At 37.5% G+C, this 15,964-nt stretch carries 18 protein-coding genes and 1 pseudogene; 1 reads left to right on the top strand and 18 read right to left on the bottom strand.

All coding sequences use genetic code 11. The annotated features are described in order from the left end of the window. Window positions 1–213: 213 nt before the first annotated feature. A pseudogene (locus tag ABIB40_RS15315) lies at window positions 214–1,134 on the bottom strand (IS3 family transposase); the annotation flags it as partial. 39 nt (window positions 1,135–1,173) lie between these two features. Then, window positions 1,174–1,398, bottom strand: coding sequence for a transposase (locus ABIB40_RS15310; protein ID WP_354360261.1), 225 nt, complete (start codon window positions 1,396–1,398; stop codon window positions 1,174–1,176). Window positions 1,399–1,473: 75 nt separating this feature from the next. On the opposite strand from ABIB40_RS15310, the gene ABIB40_RS15305 reads away from it, so the two are divergent. Next, window positions 1,474–1,653, top strand: a complete 180-nt coding sequence (locus tag ABIB40_RS15305; RefSeq protein WP_354360260.1) for a DUF4267 domain-containing protein — start codon at window positions 1,474–1,476, stop codon at window positions 1,651–1,653. Window positions 1,654–1,892: 239 nt separating this feature from the next. On the opposite strand, the gene ABIB40_RS15300 is transcribed toward ABIB40_RS15305, so the two are convergent. The 16 genes from ABIB40_RS15300 to ABIB40_RS15225 form a co-directional block, all read right to left on the bottom strand. Further along, window positions 1,893–2,570 carry a metal-dependent hydrolase gene (locus ABIB40_RS15300; RefSeq protein ID WP_354360259.1) on the bottom strand — a complete coding sequence of 226 codons (678 nt, stop codon included), beginning with the start codon at window positions 2,568–2,570 and terminating at the stop codon, window positions 1,893–1,895. A 154-nt stretch (window positions 2,571–2,724) separates the two neighbouring features. Further along, on the bottom strand, window positions 2,725–4,779 hold the full coding sequence (locus ABIB40_RS15295) for a M13 family metallopeptidase (protein ID WP_354360258.1): 2,055 nt from the start codon (window positions 4,777–4,779) through the stop codon (window positions 2,725–2,727). A gap of 618 nt (window positions 4,780–5,397) precedes the next feature. Next, window positions 5,398–6,126 carry a sialate O-acetylesterase gene (locus tag ABIB40_RS15290; protein WP_354360336.1) on the bottom strand — a complete coding sequence of 243 codons (729 nt, stop codon included), beginning with the start codon at window positions 6,124–6,126 and terminating at the stop codon, window positions 5,398–5,400. 210 nt (window positions 6,127–6,336) lie between these two features. Beyond that, entirely contained in the window at window positions 6,337–7,443 is a 1,107-nt protein-coding gene (locus tag ABIB40_RS15285) for an FAD-dependent monooxygenase (RefSeq protein WP_354360257.1), read from the bottom strand. Between the two features lie 39 nt (window positions 7,444–7,482). Further along, complete coding sequence (locus tag ABIB40_RS15280) at window positions 7,483–8,001, bottom strand: anthrone oxygenase family protein (RefSeq protein WP_354360256.1); 519 nt, start codon at window positions 7,999–8,001, stop codon at window positions 7,483–7,485. Further along, window positions 7,998–8,351 (bottom strand): DoxX family protein, encoded by a 354-nt coding sequence (locus ABIB40_RS15275; protein ID WP_354360255.1) that lies wholly within the window; start codon window positions 8,349–8,351, stop codon window positions 7,998–8,000. The genes ABIB40_RS15280 and ABIB40_RS15275 overlap by 4 nt, the downstream gene beginning before the upstream one ends. A gap of 3 nt (window positions 8,352–8,354) precedes the next feature. Then, window positions 8,355–9,500, bottom strand: coding sequence for an FAD-dependent oxidoreductase (locus ABIB40_RS15270; protein WP_354360254.1), 1,146 nt, complete (start codon window positions 9,498–9,500; stop codon window positions 8,355–8,357). Window positions 9,501–9,530: 30 nt separating this feature from the next. After that, entirely contained in the window at window positions 9,531–10,289 is a 759-nt protein-coding gene (locus ABIB40_RS15265; protein WP_354360253.1) for a DUF6597 domain-containing transcriptional factor, read from the bottom strand. 252 nt (window positions 10,290–10,541) lie between these two features. Continuing rightward, window positions 10,542–11,819, bottom strand: a complete 1,278-nt coding sequence (locus tag ABIB40_RS15260; protein WP_354360252.1) for a Na+/H+ antiporter — start codon at window positions 11,817–11,819, stop codon at window positions 10,542–10,544. 165 nt (window positions 11,820–11,984) lie between these two features. Continuing rightward, window positions 11,985–12,209: a helix-turn-helix domain-containing protein gene (locus tag ABIB40_RS15255; protein WP_354360251.1), complete on the bottom strand. Its 225-nt coding sequence runs from the start codon at window positions 12,207–12,209 to the stop codon at window positions 11,985–11,987. Continuing rightward, window positions 12,196–12,594, bottom strand: coding sequence for a hypothetical protein (locus ABIB40_RS15250; RefSeq protein ID WP_354360250.1), 399 nt, complete (start codon window positions 12,592–12,594; stop codon window positions 12,196–12,198). The genes ABIB40_RS15255 and ABIB40_RS15250 overlap by 14 nt, the downstream gene beginning before the upstream one ends. Before the next feature lie 51 nt (window positions 12,595–12,645). Beyond that, entirely contained in the window at window positions 12,646–12,897 is a 252-nt protein-coding gene (locus tag ABIB40_RS15245; protein WP_354360249.1) for a hypothetical protein, read from the bottom strand. Between the two features lie 133 nt (window positions 12,898–13,030). After that, on the bottom strand, window positions 13,031–14,110 hold the full coding sequence (locus ABIB40_RS15240) for an alcohol dehydrogenase catalytic domain-containing protein (protein ID WP_354360248.1): 1,080 nt from the start codon (window positions 14,108–14,110) through the stop codon (window positions 13,031–13,033). A gap of 151 nt (window positions 14,111–14,261) precedes the next feature. After that, window positions 14,262–14,984, bottom strand: a complete 723-nt coding sequence (locus ABIB40_RS15235; RefSeq protein WP_354360247.1) for an SDR family NAD(P)-dependent oxidoreductase — start codon at window positions 14,982–14,984, stop codon at window positions 14,262–14,264. A gap of 149 nt (window positions 14,985–15,133) precedes the next feature. Beyond that, window positions 15,134–15,742: an SDR family oxidoreductase gene (locus ABIB40_RS15230; RefSeq protein ID WP_354360246.1), complete on the bottom strand. Its 609-nt coding sequence runs from the start codon at window positions 15,740–15,742 to the stop codon at window positions 15,134–15,136. Further along, a complete protein-coding gene (locus tag ABIB40_RS15225) occupies window positions 15,730–15,894 on the bottom strand; it encodes an SDR family oxidoreductase (RefSeq protein WP_354360245.1) in 165 nt (54 codons plus the stop codon). The genes ABIB40_RS15230 and ABIB40_RS15225 overlap by 13 nt, the downstream gene beginning before the upstream one ends. Between the last annotated feature and the right edge of the window lie 70 nt (window positions 15,895–15,964).

Here is a 15,964-nt window from a genome sequence, read left to right as displayed (position 1 = left end):
TTTTCCCGACTGAGCACTGAAAGATCCCTAGATTTTTAACTACCTTTTTTGTCAGCTTAGCGAAATCCTGATGAACTTTTTCGAGACAATTGCGCACAATATGGATTTGCAGTCTCCATTATTATGACGAATCAGCCTATTGGAATTGCAATAGTAAAGTGGAGACATTTCATTTTTTTTGAGAAGCATTACTTTAGATATTATTGATTTTCTTTATGTTTCATTTTGCATCATCATCTCACGTTTTCTTTTAGAGATGAGGGATTGCTCGAATGCTTTCGGGGTTAGGTAACCCAGTGCCGAATGGATTCTGTTTTTATTGTACCAAACTTCTATATAATCAAATATTTCTAGTTTTGCCTCTGCCCTGGTTGTGAATTTCCTGTGGTATATCAGTTCGGTCTTTATCGTCTTGAAAAAGCTTTCTGCCACGGCATTGTCCCAACAGTTTCCCTTTCTGCTCATGCTTTGTACTATTGGCAGACCATCAAAAACATTACAGAACTCCCCGCATGCATATTGTACGCCCCTATCGGAGTGAAAAAGGAGCTCTTTTACAATGGGCCGGTTTTTCACGGCCATATTCCATGCGGCAACCGTGGTTTCGCGTGCGGTCATGTTATCGGCCATGCTCCAGCCAACAACCTGTCTGTCGGCGAGGTCTGTCACCGATGCCAGGTAGAGCCAACCTTCTCCGATCGGGATATAGGTAAAGTCGCCAACCCATTTTTGAGCGAGTTCGATTGCCACAAAATCCCTGTTCAAATGATTTTCTGGTACAATATAGTCATGGTTGGAATCGGTAGTGTTGCGATATCTCTTCCTTGTTATGCTACATATGTTGTTTTTGGACATCAACCGCGCAATACGTGGACGAGATGCCGCAATTCCCTCCAATTTTAGGGAGGCTGCTATCCTGGGGCTACCATAACGCTTCTTACTGGCATCATATACCCTTTGTATGTTCTTCAACAGGATGATGTTTTCTTTTTCACGCTTGCCAACAGGTGTCCCCAACCATTTATAATAGCCGCTGCTGCTCACTTTTAAAACGACGGACATCTTTTCAACGGGGTAGATTACTGCGTGCTCTTTCATGAACCCGTATATCGCCCGTCTCCCTTGGAAAAGATGCCCACCGCCTTTTTTAGGATGTCCCGTTCCAGTTCCGCATTATGGAGCGCCTTCTTTAAACGCCTGATCTCTTGTTGGTCCTGACTGAGACCGGCAGCGTCCATCATATTTTTTCCCCCCTTTGTAGCGGGGGTCGTTGCGCCACTTGCTCAGTCTGGAGGCATCGAGGTCTAGTTCAATGGCCGTCTCTTTTACAGATTGTTTTACTTCAGAAAGTGAAATAGCCATTTTCTTGAATTCATTGTCAAACTCCCGCTTTTTCATATTGGTCAAATTTATAGGTTCCTTTATATTTAGTCTATAAAATGTCTCTACTCAAAGGTAGCAACTCCATTAGCGATGGGCATCAGACAATTTTCAATTGGATTAATGATAACTATACTCGTTTTTTCTAATCAATTAAAAGCGCTCGGCCTTGTAATGTTGGTTAGAGCACTTGATCCAATAACCGACTTTTTTGTATTTAGTTCTTCAATAGGTTGGGTTTCCGCATTACTACATGCAGCATCTGTGCTTTAATATTTGGATTGGGTCTATATCTAACTCAAATAACCCGGAACGTATAATGAAACGGGCAATAGTAAAGACAAACATTTTAGAATTTCCAACCTGCAAAGTCTTAGAATGCAATAGTTGTTCTTAAGTTTAGCCATAAGCTAAATCGTCTTACAATGCTGTGTCAATCAATCTCAAAAAGTCACCCTTCTCCCTTTCTTGCTTTTTCAATTTATGGTGCTAAAAAACAGCTCCTCAAAAGTCTATAAAGAGATTGTCTCGCCAATAGAAGGCAATAACAATGTCTTATTCTCTCTCTTAAATTTTTCAATCGCTTCTTTGGTATCTATTTTTATAGTAAGAGACGTATTATAGTGCACTCCAATCACCCTATCACAATTAACGTACCTCGTTGCAATTAATGCATCTTCTATGTCCAGAGTATAATTTCCTCCAATGGGTAAAATAGCATAATCTAATTTGTAGAGATCCGCCAATATTTTCATCTCCAAGGTCAGGCCTGTATCACCTGCAAAATAAATTTGCTTGCCTTCTAATTCTAGCACAAAACCAGCAGGATTTCCGGCATAAGATCCATCTGGCAAACTAGACGAATGAAGCGCTGAAACCATCCTTACTTTACCAAAATCGAAAGTGTAACTTCCGAAATTCATGGGATGAATATTCTTTATCCCCTGGGGCTGTATCCATCCGGTTATTTCTGGCGTGGCCACCACGGTTGCATTTGTTTGCTTGGCAATAGTAACTAAATCTGCCACATGATCAATATGTCCATGACTTACAAAAATGTAATCTGCCTCTATCTTATTTACATCTATTTCTTTTGCCAAAGGGTTTCCCGAAATAAAAGGATCGAACAAAAATTTTTTTCCTGCGGCTTCTAAAAGGCAGCAAGATTGCCCATAATACGTATAGTTCATATTTTTTTGAATAATTATTTTTTATTGTAATATTGATCAAGGAGTATTAATGTCATTTCAACACTAACCCAACTGCGTCTACATGAATCTTTAAGTTTCCACCGATAAAGCATTGTAATCATTAAAAGGATTTTAGAAATTTCCAATTAAAAGACTACCATATTTTTATTCTGTCTTCTGGTTTTTTATACAATTTATCACCAGGTTTCAAACCAAACGCTTTATAGAAAGCATCGGTATTTACCAATGGTCCGAATGATCTGTAAAAACCCGGCGAATGTGGATCTGTTTTCGCGGCGTTCATTTTGCTTTGATCAGTCGCTAAAGTTCTCCAGATGGTTGCCCAGGAAAGGAAAAATCTTTGATTTTGCGTGTAACCGCTTATTTTAGCTGGAGCGCGATGATCTTTTAAATACATCTGTAACGCATCAAAAGCGATATTTACACCACCAAGATCAGCGATATTTTCACCGTTGGTAAAAGTTCCATTTACGAAAGTTCCTTTTACGGGTTCATAAGCGCTGTATTGAGCAGCCAAAGCCTTGGTTACCTTAATGAAGTTTGCTTTATCAGTCGGGGTCCACCAGTCTTTTAAATTCCCATCACCGTCAAACTGCGCGCCTAAATCGTCAAAACCGTGTGTAATTTCATGACCAATTACCGCGCCAATTCCACCGAAATTTATGGCAGGATCTGCTTTAAAATTAAAAAATGGCGGCTGTAAAAATGCAGCAGGGAAAACGATCTCATTATTTGCAGGGTTATAATAGGCGTTTACCGTTTGAGGCGCCATGATCCACTCTGACTTGTCAACCGGTTTGCCAATCATAGCAATATTTCTAGTGTTTTGCCAAGCTGCGACATTTGCTAAATTCCTGTAAAGTGACCCACCGTTTGCTTCAGATTTAATATCAAGTTTAGAATAGTCTTTCCATTTATCAGGATAAGCTACTTTAGCTGTGAATTTATTTAATTTTTCTAAAGCTTTTTCTTTGGTTGTGCCGGACATCCACTCTAAATTGTTGATGTGATTCGCAAAACTTTTTTTAAGATAGCCGATCATTTCCTCCATCTCCGTTTTCGCTTCTGCAGGAAAATATTTTTCAACGTATAATTTACCGAAAGCTTCACCTAAAACAACGTTAATTAACTGGTAGCCTCTATTCTTCAAGGTGCGTCTCTCTTTTTGCCCAGTTAGATACTTGCTGTAGAAATCAAATTTAGCATTACCTAAAGCAGTATTAAGATATTGCGCATGACCTGAAACTAAATGAAATTTCATGTAATCCTTAAGAAGCGGCAGGTTCTCAGTTTTAATAAAACCATCTAAATTCTGATAATATTTTAATTCGCTTACAATAACTTTATTGGTGTCTACACCTACACTTTTTAAATAATCTGGAAGATCTACATTTTTAACTAACGTAGAGAGTTCAGCTAAAGTTTTCGGATTATAATGTAGGTTAGAATCATGAACTTTCTCATTTGTGAGAAGAGATTGCGCCACATTTTTTTCAAAATCTACAATTTTTTTTGCCGTAATCAAAGCGTTCTTATAGCCTACCTTACTTAAAATCTTCGAGACGTATTTAGTATATTCTGAAAGAACTTCGGTATTCCTTGGACTTGTTTTCTGATAATAGTCTCTGCCAAGACCCAAAGTTGCTACACCCAAATAAACTGTATTCATCTTTGAATCTTTCAGATCTGCACCAACAATCCATCCGTAAAAAGGATTATCTCCTTTTGCCGTTGCTTCGTCAATATATTTCTGAAAATCAGCAAGGTTTTGAATGGCGTCAATTTTCGCGAGATCTCCTTTGATGGGATTGATTCCCTCAGCATCTCTTTTTGTAGTATCCATGTAAGAACCATAAAGATCTTGGATTTTCTGTCCTTCGCTGTTTGGCGCAAATTTTTCAGAAAGAAGAGAATTTAAGAGAGATATAGAATTACTATCTGTCTGTTCTGCTAATTTATCTAAACTGCCCCAGCTAGTTTTATCCAAAGGAATCTTAGCAGTTTTCATCCAGTTCCCATTTACATAATTGTAAAAATCGTCTTGAGGCCGTACGGAAGTATCGAAATCCTTAAGTGTTAAACCGTTTTCAGCCATTGCTTTTGTTTGTTCCTGCACCGGCGGAGATGTGCAGGATTGTATCGACATCAATCCTGCTGCTGCAATAACTGCTATAATTACTTTTCTCATTTTTTTTCAATTAAATTTTTGTCTAAATCCTGAAGGTTCTGTAAATGCTGAAAACTTTTAGGATAGAGTTCTGTAAGCTTTTCTACCGCATCTATCCCCTTCATTTGTCACGGCATACTAAGTATACAAAATACCCTTTCGTGCCATCTTTTTGACAACCTCAATTCCTATTCCTTTGTTTGCACCTGATATCAATCGTTTTCATTAGTTATCTTTAATCCTATAATGACAAAGCTGCCGGGATATTTCTAAAGCGCTGTATTCAAATCGACTTTTATCGTAGTCAAAAATGGAATTAAGAAATGGGTCGTAACTGGAGCATTCTACCGGTAAATTGTTTTTGCATAACATAAAGATTTTTTAAAAATGGGCATCATTCAACAATACCAAAATTATTGCTTGTCGTTTAGCAACTTGCATCCAAATTCTGCTCCCCCGAAACTCCATTTAACATGTAGTCAATTTAACACAATATTGTAGATAGACTTGGCAATAAAGCTATTATATTGGTAACTGCTTTTTTTAATCTTTGACAAAGTTTATAGTCTTCTTTGATGTTTAGTTGTTCAACTCTTATCTAAGATATTAGATCTTTCATGTAACAGTTTGCTAAAACAGTTATGGTGTACGGTCGATTACATTTAATATATTATTTTCATCCACCAAAGGCTCCAAAATATGCTCTTGGCTATTAAATGCCTCAAAGTATCGAAGACCGAATTTCCTTTGGGAAGCTGCATCAATATGGATAAAGTCTGGATTGGAAGTTAGGCCGGAAGCAGTTACAAAATAACAATTAGGATTAGTTTGGGTAAAATCTTGTAATGCCCTATTTACAACTTGATATGCTGAAAAATATGCGCTATACTCACCTTCAGTCAAAAAGTCTCCAAGTCCACCAATTATAATTGGGAGATTCGGAAGATTGAGCTCACTGCGAAACGCCTTAACAATCAAAGAGAACCTTTCTTCATATACAATGGCACTATCCATCGTAGAATCATTTTCTCCCTGATGCCATAGAATGCCTTCTAAATTACTTGTTTTTTGAGCAAGCTTTGCTTGTAAAACTGCATGTTCAAATAGCAGTCCATCAATTGCCCAATCGTTTAGGCTCGATCCCCCATCTGCGCATGGAATCAAACCAATATCTTCGGTTTCATTTTTCAGACGCCATGCTGCTGCAAAAGAAGCGGCTAGACCTATACCGGCATTTGGTCGATCATAATTTATTGGTTCTTCCATCGTCTGCCATCTTCCGTTTCGCAGCATCTTTATATGTTCATCACAAATAGCTGGAATTTCATTTAGGAAACCACGTCCTGCCATGTTTGACTGGCCAACCATTAAAAAAGAGTGTATCATTTTGTTATTTAATTATTATTAACTTTTATAAAAGGGTGCAATGCTACTTAACATTGCTGCTAATTGATAAACATCTAGCCTATCCCGTAGAGCGCGTGTTCTAAAAAGATAATCCAAATTATCGATCGATAGCATACATGCTCCTCGTGATGCTATTCCCATTGTTATATCTGCAACGTATTCCTTACCTATTCAATGTTTGTTCTTAAATCTATCGATAGCTTCCTGAAAACCTTCTTCGGTCTCGGGTAGCCACCAATTCAATCCGCGGTAAATTCTTGCTTGAACATCTTCTATCAATGGACTAAATGACTCATAATAGTTTGAAAATGCTGACCCATAATCTCCTTTACATGATCGAAGATTTTCTGCTAAAATACTTGCGCCGTGCATCGCAAGACTTGTACCCATACCTGTTGGAAAACCAGCAGTATAGGCTGCGTCGCCTAACAGTGCAACACGTTGTTTTGACCAGGACTGCATTTTGATTTGAGCAATTTCATCAAAATATAAATTATCGGAAGCAAGCATCTCCTCTAGAATTTCCGGTATCTTCCATGAGGGATCTTTAAAATTATCCAGCAAAATTTGCTTATGCTGTTCTACATTCCTGTAATCAAATTCCAACTTGGGTGATCTGAAGGCCAGTAAAGCGGTCACGTTTTCTTGGAAGTTATATAGTGCTGCCATTTTACCCACTTGTTTGTACATGACGCCTGAGCTTGGTTTATTGGATTTAATAGCTGTTGCGCTACCAATAGCTGTGTAGGCACCGAGAAATTGAGAATAATTTTCCTCCTTGCCAAAAACCAACTTTCTAACTCCAGAATGGATCCCATCTGCTCCAAACACAAAATCAAAATTTCTGTACTGTTCATTTTTAAAGACTACCCCGATAGTATCCTCATGTTGATTTAATTCTACAATTCTGTTTCCAAAGAGAATTTCGACCTCGTTAATCGGAATGCTTTTATAAAGTATATCCATCAGGTCATCTCGATGAATCTCAATATCGCCGAGATATTCATCCTGTGCATTTATTGAAAAAGTTACGAGGGTTTCGTCTTCTGCATTGACAATTTCATTGGTATGAACAAATTCCTTGGCCTTAATTTTCTCTAAAACACCCATTTGTTTGGCAACTTCTAAAGCTTCGCCACGAACATCAATTGGAGAACCGCCAGTTCTTAAACTGTCGGAAATTTCTACCAAGGTTACCTGATATCCGTATCTATTTAGCAAATGAGCCAAGGTTAAGCCAGCAATACTTGCTCCAGATATCAACACACTTTCTTTCATAACTTCTAGTTTTAATTTATAGCCTTAAAAATGTGACCACTAACTTGCGGCTCGTATTTCATCTACATTTACTTGTTTGGTTTTGAGAAAGTTATTTAGCGAAAAACAATACAATACAACAATTCCCAAAATTATAGTCGACCTTGCCCAATTCATCGTATTCCATTCATTGCAAGCGAGGGTTAATGTCTGTATATCTGCACTACTGCTCGAGCCAAATATTAAATCATTTCGAGGGAAAAAATAAAAGGCTGTAAGCAGGTCTGTTGTAAGAATTAAGGCAAGTGCAGAAATAGTGTAAAGCCTAATCTTCTTATCGGCATTCCAAAAACGTATTACACAGTTTATTGCTATCACATGAATTACAATCCCAAATATTTTAAAAAAATCGGTGGGACTTTTTGTTGTAAAATAATTTCTGGCAATTTCGATAGAAGCTGGGATATTGGAGCCCCAATTTGCGCTATCGACAAGAGAATTATATATGTTAACGAACAGCAAACCACCATTTACGATGACTGCTAAAAAAAGCAAAATTATTTTTATTTTATTTTTCATGATGTATGATTAAACGTATAGCATGAAACGATCATAATTAATAGTAGAATCAGTGGCAACGCAATTGATTTCTTTGAATCTCCAACGGAAAGATGCGCAATGATGGCACTGCCCAATAAAATTAAAAAACCAGCGTATGTCCAATCCCTAACAAAGTTTGGAAGAAATGGAATAAGCAAAAGAATTGCTCCAAGTATCTTAGAAATGGCAACTTCCTTTCTGAAATAATCGGGAAAACCAAGGCGTTTAAAATCGTGGATCAGTTTTGCCGATTTCAATGTTCCTATTCCGCTCAGAAGCATCGCAAATGAAAAAACGGCAGTACTCGCCCAATATGCTATTGTTTCCATCTCTTACTTGCTAAAATCATTGAACATATCTAACATAAATTGTAGTCCGTTCTGTTTGTGAAGTTGAACGGTATTCATCATCGTCAATGCTGTAATTGCGCTAGCTCGTTCGAGCATTTTACGCTCAAAGTTTTCGAAAGCCAATTTCAAGTTTTTGCCATTAAGCATAGCTTCGCTTAATTCTAAGGCATCCAGCATTGCCATATTTACTCCTTCCCCTGCGTATGGAGGCATTACGTGAGCCGCATCTCCAATAATGGTAAAATTGTCTTGAGTCTGCCACTGCTGGCTGGCCTCATAATGATAAAGAGGTCTCGGCACGATACTTACTTTGTCGGTTTCAAAAAGTTCGTGATAAACAGCGTTCCATTCCGAAAAATGAATATTGAACCATTGTTTTACCTCAGTTAAGTTTTTGAAATCAATATTACTATCCCTAACCCAATTTTCATCTACAACTTCGCCCGTATAAAAAGCAACACTGCCATCCCCTTTTGTGCTGAGGATAATAGATTGTCCGTTGCCAAATGCAAATATTTTCCCACCTTTTAGAAGCTTAAAAATATAAGGCACGTTTTGCGATGCATCGTCTATGTTACCTTCTATAATGGTAACACCCGAATAAATGGCCTTTCCATCGCTTAAATAAGGCCTAATTTTAGAATTTGCACCATCGGCTCCAATTACGATGTCTGCGTAGCATTGTGTTCCGTTCTTAAATAGTAGTTCCCAACCATCCTTTTCTTTGTGCATAGACACGAAATGGCTGTCCCAAACAACGGTATTATCTTTTAAGGACTCCAGTAGAATTTTCCTCAACGGACCTCTGTCGATTTCAGGACGATGTTCTGCTATATGAGTTTCAGTGTGATCGTCCAGATAAATTTTGCCATCACTGTCCATCAATCGCAGCTTGCCTGCATCTGGCAGATAATTGGCATAAAACGCATCTAATAGGTCGGCTTTTTTGAGTGCGGCCAAACCTGACTCTTCGTGCAGGTCAAGATTGCCTCCCTGTACTCGAGCATTCTTATCAAGGTCGCGCTCATAAACTTTTATATTGCAACCGCCTTGTTGTAAAAGCCTCGCTAAAGTCAATCCTCCCGGACCACCACCAATAATCGCTATTTTTTTATTTTGAACATTCATTGCCGTAAAATATTTTATTACGGCACAAAGTTAATCCTCGGGCAAGGTTGAAAATTGTATAAATCGGTCGTTTTGATTTAGAACCAGTTGTTTGGGATTGACACCCGCAAGCTTCCTGACTTCTCTTATAAAATGAGCTTGGTCGGAAAAATTTTGTTGCGGAAATAATATTCCCTCTTTAAGGTGTCCAAAGGAAGCCCGAAATCGGACAATATTGCAATAGGTCTTCAATGAAATACCATACTGTTGATTGAAATAGCGGTTCATCTGCCTGCTGCCCCAGAAAACTTTTTCAGAAAGTTCGGCGACCGATAACGCTCCATTTGAATTGTAAATCAAGTCAAAAAGTTTATGTTTTCTATGATCGGTTTCCTTTGGCAGGATTGATTTAATTTGTTGGGTTGCTTTTTTACTAAATAGATCAAAATCTTCCAAGTCTGTGGAAGTAAAGCCCCAAAAATCATTAGCCAAATTTTTAGCTTTATTCAATAATTCAGAAATGCTTTCTTTTAGGATGTATTCTACTGATAGTGGTTTAAAGCTTATAGCGAAAGTTGTCCTAGTTGCTTTTATGGTAGATTTTTCTGGTTGTGTTCCTATTCCTAAAAGCGTGCAGTGAAAAGGATCCGTCAACGACCGTGTAAAAAACAGGTCTACGCTACCGTCAGGTAATATAACAACCTCCTTGTCGCTGTCTGAATGGTTTTGCAACATCCAAATGCGCTCTACAAAGTCGGACAGCGATTTGTCTGGTGTTACGAATTGATATGCTATGTCGTTATTTATCAAATCCCGTGTTTGTTGTCTTGTTAGAAGGTTTCTCCAACATTTGTAATGAGAGCTGTTATATTTGATATAAAGCTAACAAATAGACACGAATATTTATACTGTTTCTCTGTACACCGCTGGAATTAATTTCGCGATACTATTATTAGCTAATTCCAATCATCTAATAATTTTCTAGCCAGAGCACGCCCCAAACCTTTTAATGCACCAGTTTGTAGTTAAATTTTTTCTCAAATTTAAAGTTCCCTATTAATTCTATTTTATAACAGCGGTTGTTGACCGCTTAATGAATATGGGCAAAATCAAACCCTGTCCAACAATGCTGAATAGAATTACCATACATGTTATAAATAGTATGGGGTCACGCATCGGAAATTGAGTACCATCCCTCAAATATTGAGGTAGAGCAATTGCGATCGTGAGAGACACGATACCGCGCATGCCCGACCAGCTAATTATTAAGCTTTCTCGAACGCTTAGCAATATATTTTCAGAGAAATTTCTCATTTTATTGTTAAACTTGACTGTTTTATATTTCTTGTAAGCAAATTCAGAACTTTTCATTTTTAAGAAAACCCTCAAGGTCCTTAATATAATAGCTACTACGGTAATTATAAATGCATATAAACTGTACCAGAGTAGAGCGTTTAACTCAAAGTTTTTGATAACTATCCTCAATTCAAGACCAATTAAAATAAAAATCAGACCATTTAACAAGAAGATGATGACATCCCAAATATTTTTAGATTGTTGTCGGAGCGGGTCAGAGAATTTCATTTTACTTAATTTAGAAATACCAAATCCTAAAATGACGACAGCAATGACCCCTGAAACTTTTAATTCTTCTGCTATCAAGTAGGTTATGAACGGGGTTAGAACTATAAAGCTAGTTACTGCGGTAGAATTATCTTTTACAATTTTTAAAATCCTCGCCAAAACAAAGGCTATGATTATCCCTATCACTGCACCCCCGGCTAGTAAAATTAAAAATGATAGTGCAGCTTTCCATATTAAAAATGCAGATCCCATAACGGCTGCCAACGCAAATTTATAGGCTACTAATGCAGAAGCGTCATTAATCAAACTTTCCCCTTCGAGGATCACTTTTGTATTGTGGGAGAGTTCGAGATTTTTGGTAATGCTAATGGCAGCAACGGCATCAGTAGCCGCCAATATAGCTCCCAATAGAAAAGAGAGTTCCCAAGTCATTCCCGGAATCATATAATAAGCTATTAATGCTATTCCGGCAGTGGTTAAAAACACTAGGCCAAAAGCCATAGAACTAATAGTCCCCAAATGTTCTTTAAAATCTTTAAACGGTAAATTGAACGCGGCATCGTAGAGCAGTGGAGGAAGGAATAATAAAAAAATAATTTCCGGATCGATACTTATTTCTGGGACACCGGGAATAACACTCAAAACAATCCCTGCCGCTATTAATAAAATTGGGCTAGATAATTTTAGCTTTTCCGCTATAGCACTCAAAAAAATCATGAGGCCTAAAAGGGATAATATTATAGAGTAATTCTCCATTATTTTGATGTTAATCTATGTTTATATAGATGTATGAATTTATACTGCGGTTGACTTTAGCATACCAATTAAATAAATCTGTTTTGATTTCTAAATAAAATAAATAATACTCCCAACGTCATCAGTAACTGGGTTTCTTTGATAGATGAATGATGTTTTATTTTTTTAATTAAATTTTTGTTTGAATTCTGAAGGTGTTAGCTGAGTCTTCGTTTTAAATAACTTGCTGAACGACTGCGAATGTTCAAACCCTAAAGTATAGGCCACCTCGCTTATAGTGAGATCGGTTGTAGATAATCTTTCCTTAGCATTTTCAATAAGTTTATCGTGTATCATTTGTTGGCGGCTCTTCCCTGTTATTATTTTAAGCAAACTTCTAAGATAACTCATAGACACGTTCAAAGACTGCTATAAGGTTTACCTGTGGCAATCCTTTTAAAATAAGATTCTCGCTACTGAAATATTTATTCAAAATGTCTTCAAATCGATCGATAATCTGATGAGTACTGATTTTCCGGGTAATAAACTGTCTGTTATAAAACCGATCTGCATAGTTTAACAATGTTTCGACTTGAGAAATAATAATATCTTGACTAAAAGTGTCAATATTTGTATGATACTCTTGGCGTATATTGTCGATAATACCCATTATATTAATCTCTTCTTTTTTCGACAAAAAAAGTGCTTCGTTAGTAGCGTAGTCAAAATATTGATATTTTTTAATGTTTTTTGCAAGCACGGAATTGTATAGAAAATCTGGATGAATCAGTAACATCCAACCAGATTTTTCAGGAACATCATTTGCGTTTCGGGCGATGCTGAAAATCTAACCCGGCGAGATAAAAAACATTACACCCTCATCAAAATCATATTCCTGTTGCCCATACCTAAATTTTCCAGGAATATTTCTTTTTATAGCCATACAGTAGATCTCGAATGACCAGCTCTTGTCCAAGTATTCCGTACTGACATGCACATCTGCATAATTGACAATGCTGATTAATGGATGCTCAGGCTCTGGTAATCCTTTTGTTTTATGAAAAATGCTTATAGTTTTTATGTTTTGTATGTCCCGCATCGGCTCAATCTTTTTATGTTAATATGAATTTAACATGGAAATTCACAATCTGAACGAATAAATTATTGTATTTCTATATTATCGATAGCCTCCACCTCAATGTATGGAGTACGGTTACACATTTTTTTGCTGTTTAAGGTTTTACTACAGTTAATTTAAAAGCACCTTTTTCATTTGCCGCGTATTCTACAGCTTCATTAATGTCCTCTAAATTAAACTCGGTTATTTCAAAATGGTCTAATGACAAAAGTCCAGCTTTTACCAAGGAGATTAATTGCTGTGGAGCTTCCCGCCGATACATCCATTGTCCTTTTATCGTAACAGAGTTCCTCATAATCCAGGTATAAGGTAATTCTAAATCTTTTCCTCCTAGCATTCCAACACCGCCCATTAGAGAAATTCGTCCATATTCCCTGACCGTCATTATTGCGGTGCGTACTACATTTGCACTGACGGAGGGCGGCAATATATCTAACACGCAGTCTATAAGATTGGGGGCCGTATTTTGTATTTTCTCTTTATCCGTTTCTTCATCTCCTGTTAGTACAACCGGACGAACTCTATCTCCAAATATACTTACTAAATGGTCTAGAGCCGTTTTATTTCTACCAAGTGCTAATACACAACCCGCACCCATAGCTAACGCAGTTGCTACTGCTGCGCTTCCATAAAATCCAGTTGCCCCGCTAATCGCAATAGTTTCCCCCGCCTTTAAATCAATTGATAACAATCCTCCAAACGGAACCAAAAAAATATTTAAGGCAGACCACTTGACTGCTTCATCATTTGTAAGGTTTCCAATAAGGATTGCGTTTTCAGTAGGGATTCTCATTTCTTCTGCAAATGAACCATCCCTGTAATATTGTTGCAATTTTAGACCACCTTTACCGCGTGCACTTATGCCCTGTAGGGCAATGTCTGGGTTGACCGAATTATCTCGTGACCGAACCGTTGGGTCACACAACACCCAGTCTCCTTCTTTCAGTTTGGTCGAATCTGGCCCAACAGCGATAACTATTCCTATTCCGCCTGCGCCGGGGGCTAAAGGTAATTCTAACATATACTGTCTCTCACCGCTGAAAACGCTTTTGGCGTAGTGAGGTATTGGAGCAGCTATAACCTTTACAATCACTTCTCCTGTACCCAATTTTGGGCTTTCTACTTGTTCTAAATAAAGTGGTTTACCAAAATCTTTTAAGATTGCTGCTTTCATATTTTTATCTTGTATTAAACTAACTTAATATCGTTAACGATAGCATACCGTTACATTAACCAGCTACTAACGTTTTTACTTTTTTTTGGACGTCAATTATTATCCCAATAGCTTTTTTGCACAGTTCTAAACCCTGTTACTCAATCAGGAGTTACCAAGGAAGTTCACCATCTGCACTAAAAAATTTTCCTGTAGGCCCATTTTTATCTATAGTTGCCAATTTTACAATCGGTTCGGCACCTTGCGCCGCTGTTTTAAATCCTGCAAAACCATTTAGGTCAGTTGCGGTATATCCTGGGGTTACGCTATTTATCTTAAATCCTGCGCTGTCCAGCTCGTTTGCTAAACCTAAGGTAAAAGTGTTCAATGCTGTTTTTGTCGCTCCGTAGAAGTGATACTCGTTCCAATTGGCTTTTCTGTCTGCGCTAGTTTGCATGGAGAATGAGCTTAATTCACTTGAAACATTTACTATAACAGGGAGTTCAGATTTTTTCATTAGAGATAAAAACTGTTGTGTGGTTTGGATTACACCAAAATAATTGGTTTCAAAAATCTCTCTAATCATTGCGATATTGCCTGTCGCTGGTTTTTGCGGCTGTTCCCCGGGGATACCCGCGTTATTGATTAAAACATCAAGTATTTCAACTTTCGATTCCAGTTCTTTTCTAGCATTCTTAACTGATTCCAAATTACTTACTTCAATTTGTAGAAATTCAGTATTCATAAATCCTTGCTCTTTTAGCTTTTCTACGGCATCTATGCCCTTATTTTTGTCACGGCATCCCAAGTATACAAAATACCCCTTTTGTGCCATCTGCTTGGCAACTTCAAATCCTATTCCTTTGTTTGCTCCTGTAATTAATACTGTTCTCATGTTCTATTTATTAAATGTTAGTGCAAAAATCCTTTGCAAAATTTTCAATTTTAACTTTACCCAAAACTGGCCTGTTGCGATAATAATCTTCGTAGAGCTTTCCGCTACCTTGACTTGCTTGCATTGCAACGAAACCTTTGGCAATCTATTTATTCATCCCATTTTTTTACCCAGATATCCAATAGTTCTTCATCAGTGATTACTTTCCATTGCAGCTCTCGTTTTCCGATTGCTTGCCCGAGCGTTATTGCTATTTCGTTTGGCGATAATTCATCGCTTGCGATATAGCGAATCGTTCTGCCTTCAAAAGGCATATCTATTTCTTCAGCGACGACATCCGTGATATCGTACGGAGAAACCCAAAGTTCCTTTTCGTTTCCACCATAATTCGAAATGATATGACCCTCATTTTTAATGGTCGATATAAGTGAAATCATATTTATGTAGAACCCCACCGGACGCACCGTTTTGATGGAAACATCTTTAGGCAACTGTTTGAGAATGTTTTCTACGTTGTGGTGAAAAACAAGAAAACCGTTCCCTGTACTCATATGAGCGCAGATACTACTAAGATGTACGACCTGCTTTACACCAGAATTTTCAATAGCTCTTTTATAATTCCAGCCGATATCCCTTATGGCTTCTAATAAATCGATATTATCGTCGTGTATATCACCTACTACGGTATCTATTGTTTCCATAAGATACACACAGTCCGCGTGTTTGAATGTTGCTGAAAGAAAATCTATATCCTGCATTTTACCAATGGCATGTTTGCGCCTAATGCTTCAATTTCTTTCGCCCGATTTGAACTGCTGCTTATCACAGTAATAAAATGGCCATTCTTCACCAACACTTCGGTGAGTGGTTTTCCAATATGGCTAATAGAACCTGTTAATACAATTTTCATCAATTTATCTTTTAATATTTATAGTGCAAAGGTCTTAAAATTCAATGAGTAGAATGTATTCAAATCGACT

Source organism: Pedobacter sp. UYP30 (genome assembly GCF_040547165.1).
In the GTDB taxonomy this organism is placed as follows: Bacteria; Bacteroidota; Bacteroidia; order Sphingobacteriales; family Sphingobacteriaceae; genus Pedobacter.
This window is presented reverse-complemented; position numbering and strand designations above follow the sequence as displayed.

Excerpts from the sequence above, each read along its gene's own strand:
- ABIB40_RS15310 (WP_354360261.1), bottom strand. The coding sequence starts at position 1,398 with ATGAAAAAGCGGGAGTTTGACAATGAATTCAAGAAAATGGCTATTTCA.
- ABIB40_RS15305 (WP_354360260.1), top strand. The coding sequence starts at position 1,474 with ATGGGCATCAGACAATTTTCAATTGGATTAATGATAACTATACTCGTT.
- ABIB40_RS15300 (WP_354360259.1), bottom strand. The coding sequence starts at position 2,570 with ATGAACTATACGTATTATGGGCAATCTTGCTGCCTTTTAGAAGCCGCA.
- ABIB40_RS15295 (WP_354360258.1), bottom strand. The coding sequence starts at position 4,779 with ATGAGAAAAGTAATTATAGCAGTTATTGCAGCAGCAGGATTGATGTCG.
- ABIB40_RS15290 (WP_354360336.1), bottom strand. The coding sequence starts at position 6,126 with ATGGTTGGCCAGTCAAACATGGCAGGACGTGGTTTCCTAAATGAAATT.
- ABIB40_RS15285 (WP_354360257.1), bottom strand. The coding sequence starts at position 7,443 with ATGAAAGAAAGTGTGTTGATATCTGGAGCAAGTATTGCTGGCTTAACC.
- ABIB40_RS15280 (WP_354360256.1), bottom strand. The coding sequence starts at position 8,001 with ATGAAAAATAAAATAAAAATAATTTTGCTTTTTTTAGCAGTCATCGTA.
- ABIB40_RS15275 (WP_354360255.1), bottom strand. The coding sequence starts at position 8,351 with ATGGAAACAATAGCATATTGGGCGAGTACTGCCGTTTTTTCATTTGCG.
- ABIB40_RS15270 (WP_354360254.1), bottom strand. The coding sequence starts at position 9,500 with ATGAATGTTCAAAATAAAAAAATAGCGATTATTGGTGGTGGTCCGGGA.
- ABIB40_RS15260 (WP_354360252.1), bottom strand. The coding sequence starts at position 11,819 with ATGGAGAATTACTCTATAATATTATCCCTTTTAGGCCTCATGATTTTT.
- ABIB40_RS15255 (WP_354360251.1), bottom strand. The coding sequence starts at position 12,209 with ATGAGTTATCTTAGAAGTTTGCTTAAAATAATAACAGGGAAGAGCCGC.
- ABIB40_RS15250 (WP_354360250.1), bottom strand. The coding sequence starts at position 12,594 with ATGTTACTGATTCATCCAGATTTTCTATACAATTCCGTGCTTGCAAAA.
- ABIB40_RS15245 (WP_354360249.1), bottom strand. The coding sequence starts at position 12,897 with ATGCGGGACATACAAAACATAAAAACTATAAGCATTTTTCATAAAACA.
- ABIB40_RS15240 (WP_354360248.1), bottom strand. The coding sequence starts at position 14,110 with ATGAAAGCAGCAATCTTAAAAGATTTTGGTAAACCACTTTATTTAGAA.
- ABIB40_RS15235 (WP_354360247.1), bottom strand. The coding sequence starts at position 14,984 with ATGAGAACAGTATTAATTACAGGAGCAAACAAAGGAATAGGATTTGAA.
- ABIB40_RS15230 (WP_354360246.1), bottom strand. The coding sequence starts at position 15,742 with ATGCAGGATATAGATTTTCTTTCAGCAACATTCAAACACGCGGACTGT.
- ABIB40_RS15225 (WP_354360245.1), bottom strand. The coding sequence starts at position 15,894 with ATGAAAATTGTATTAACAGGTTCTATTAGCCATATTGGAAAACCACTC.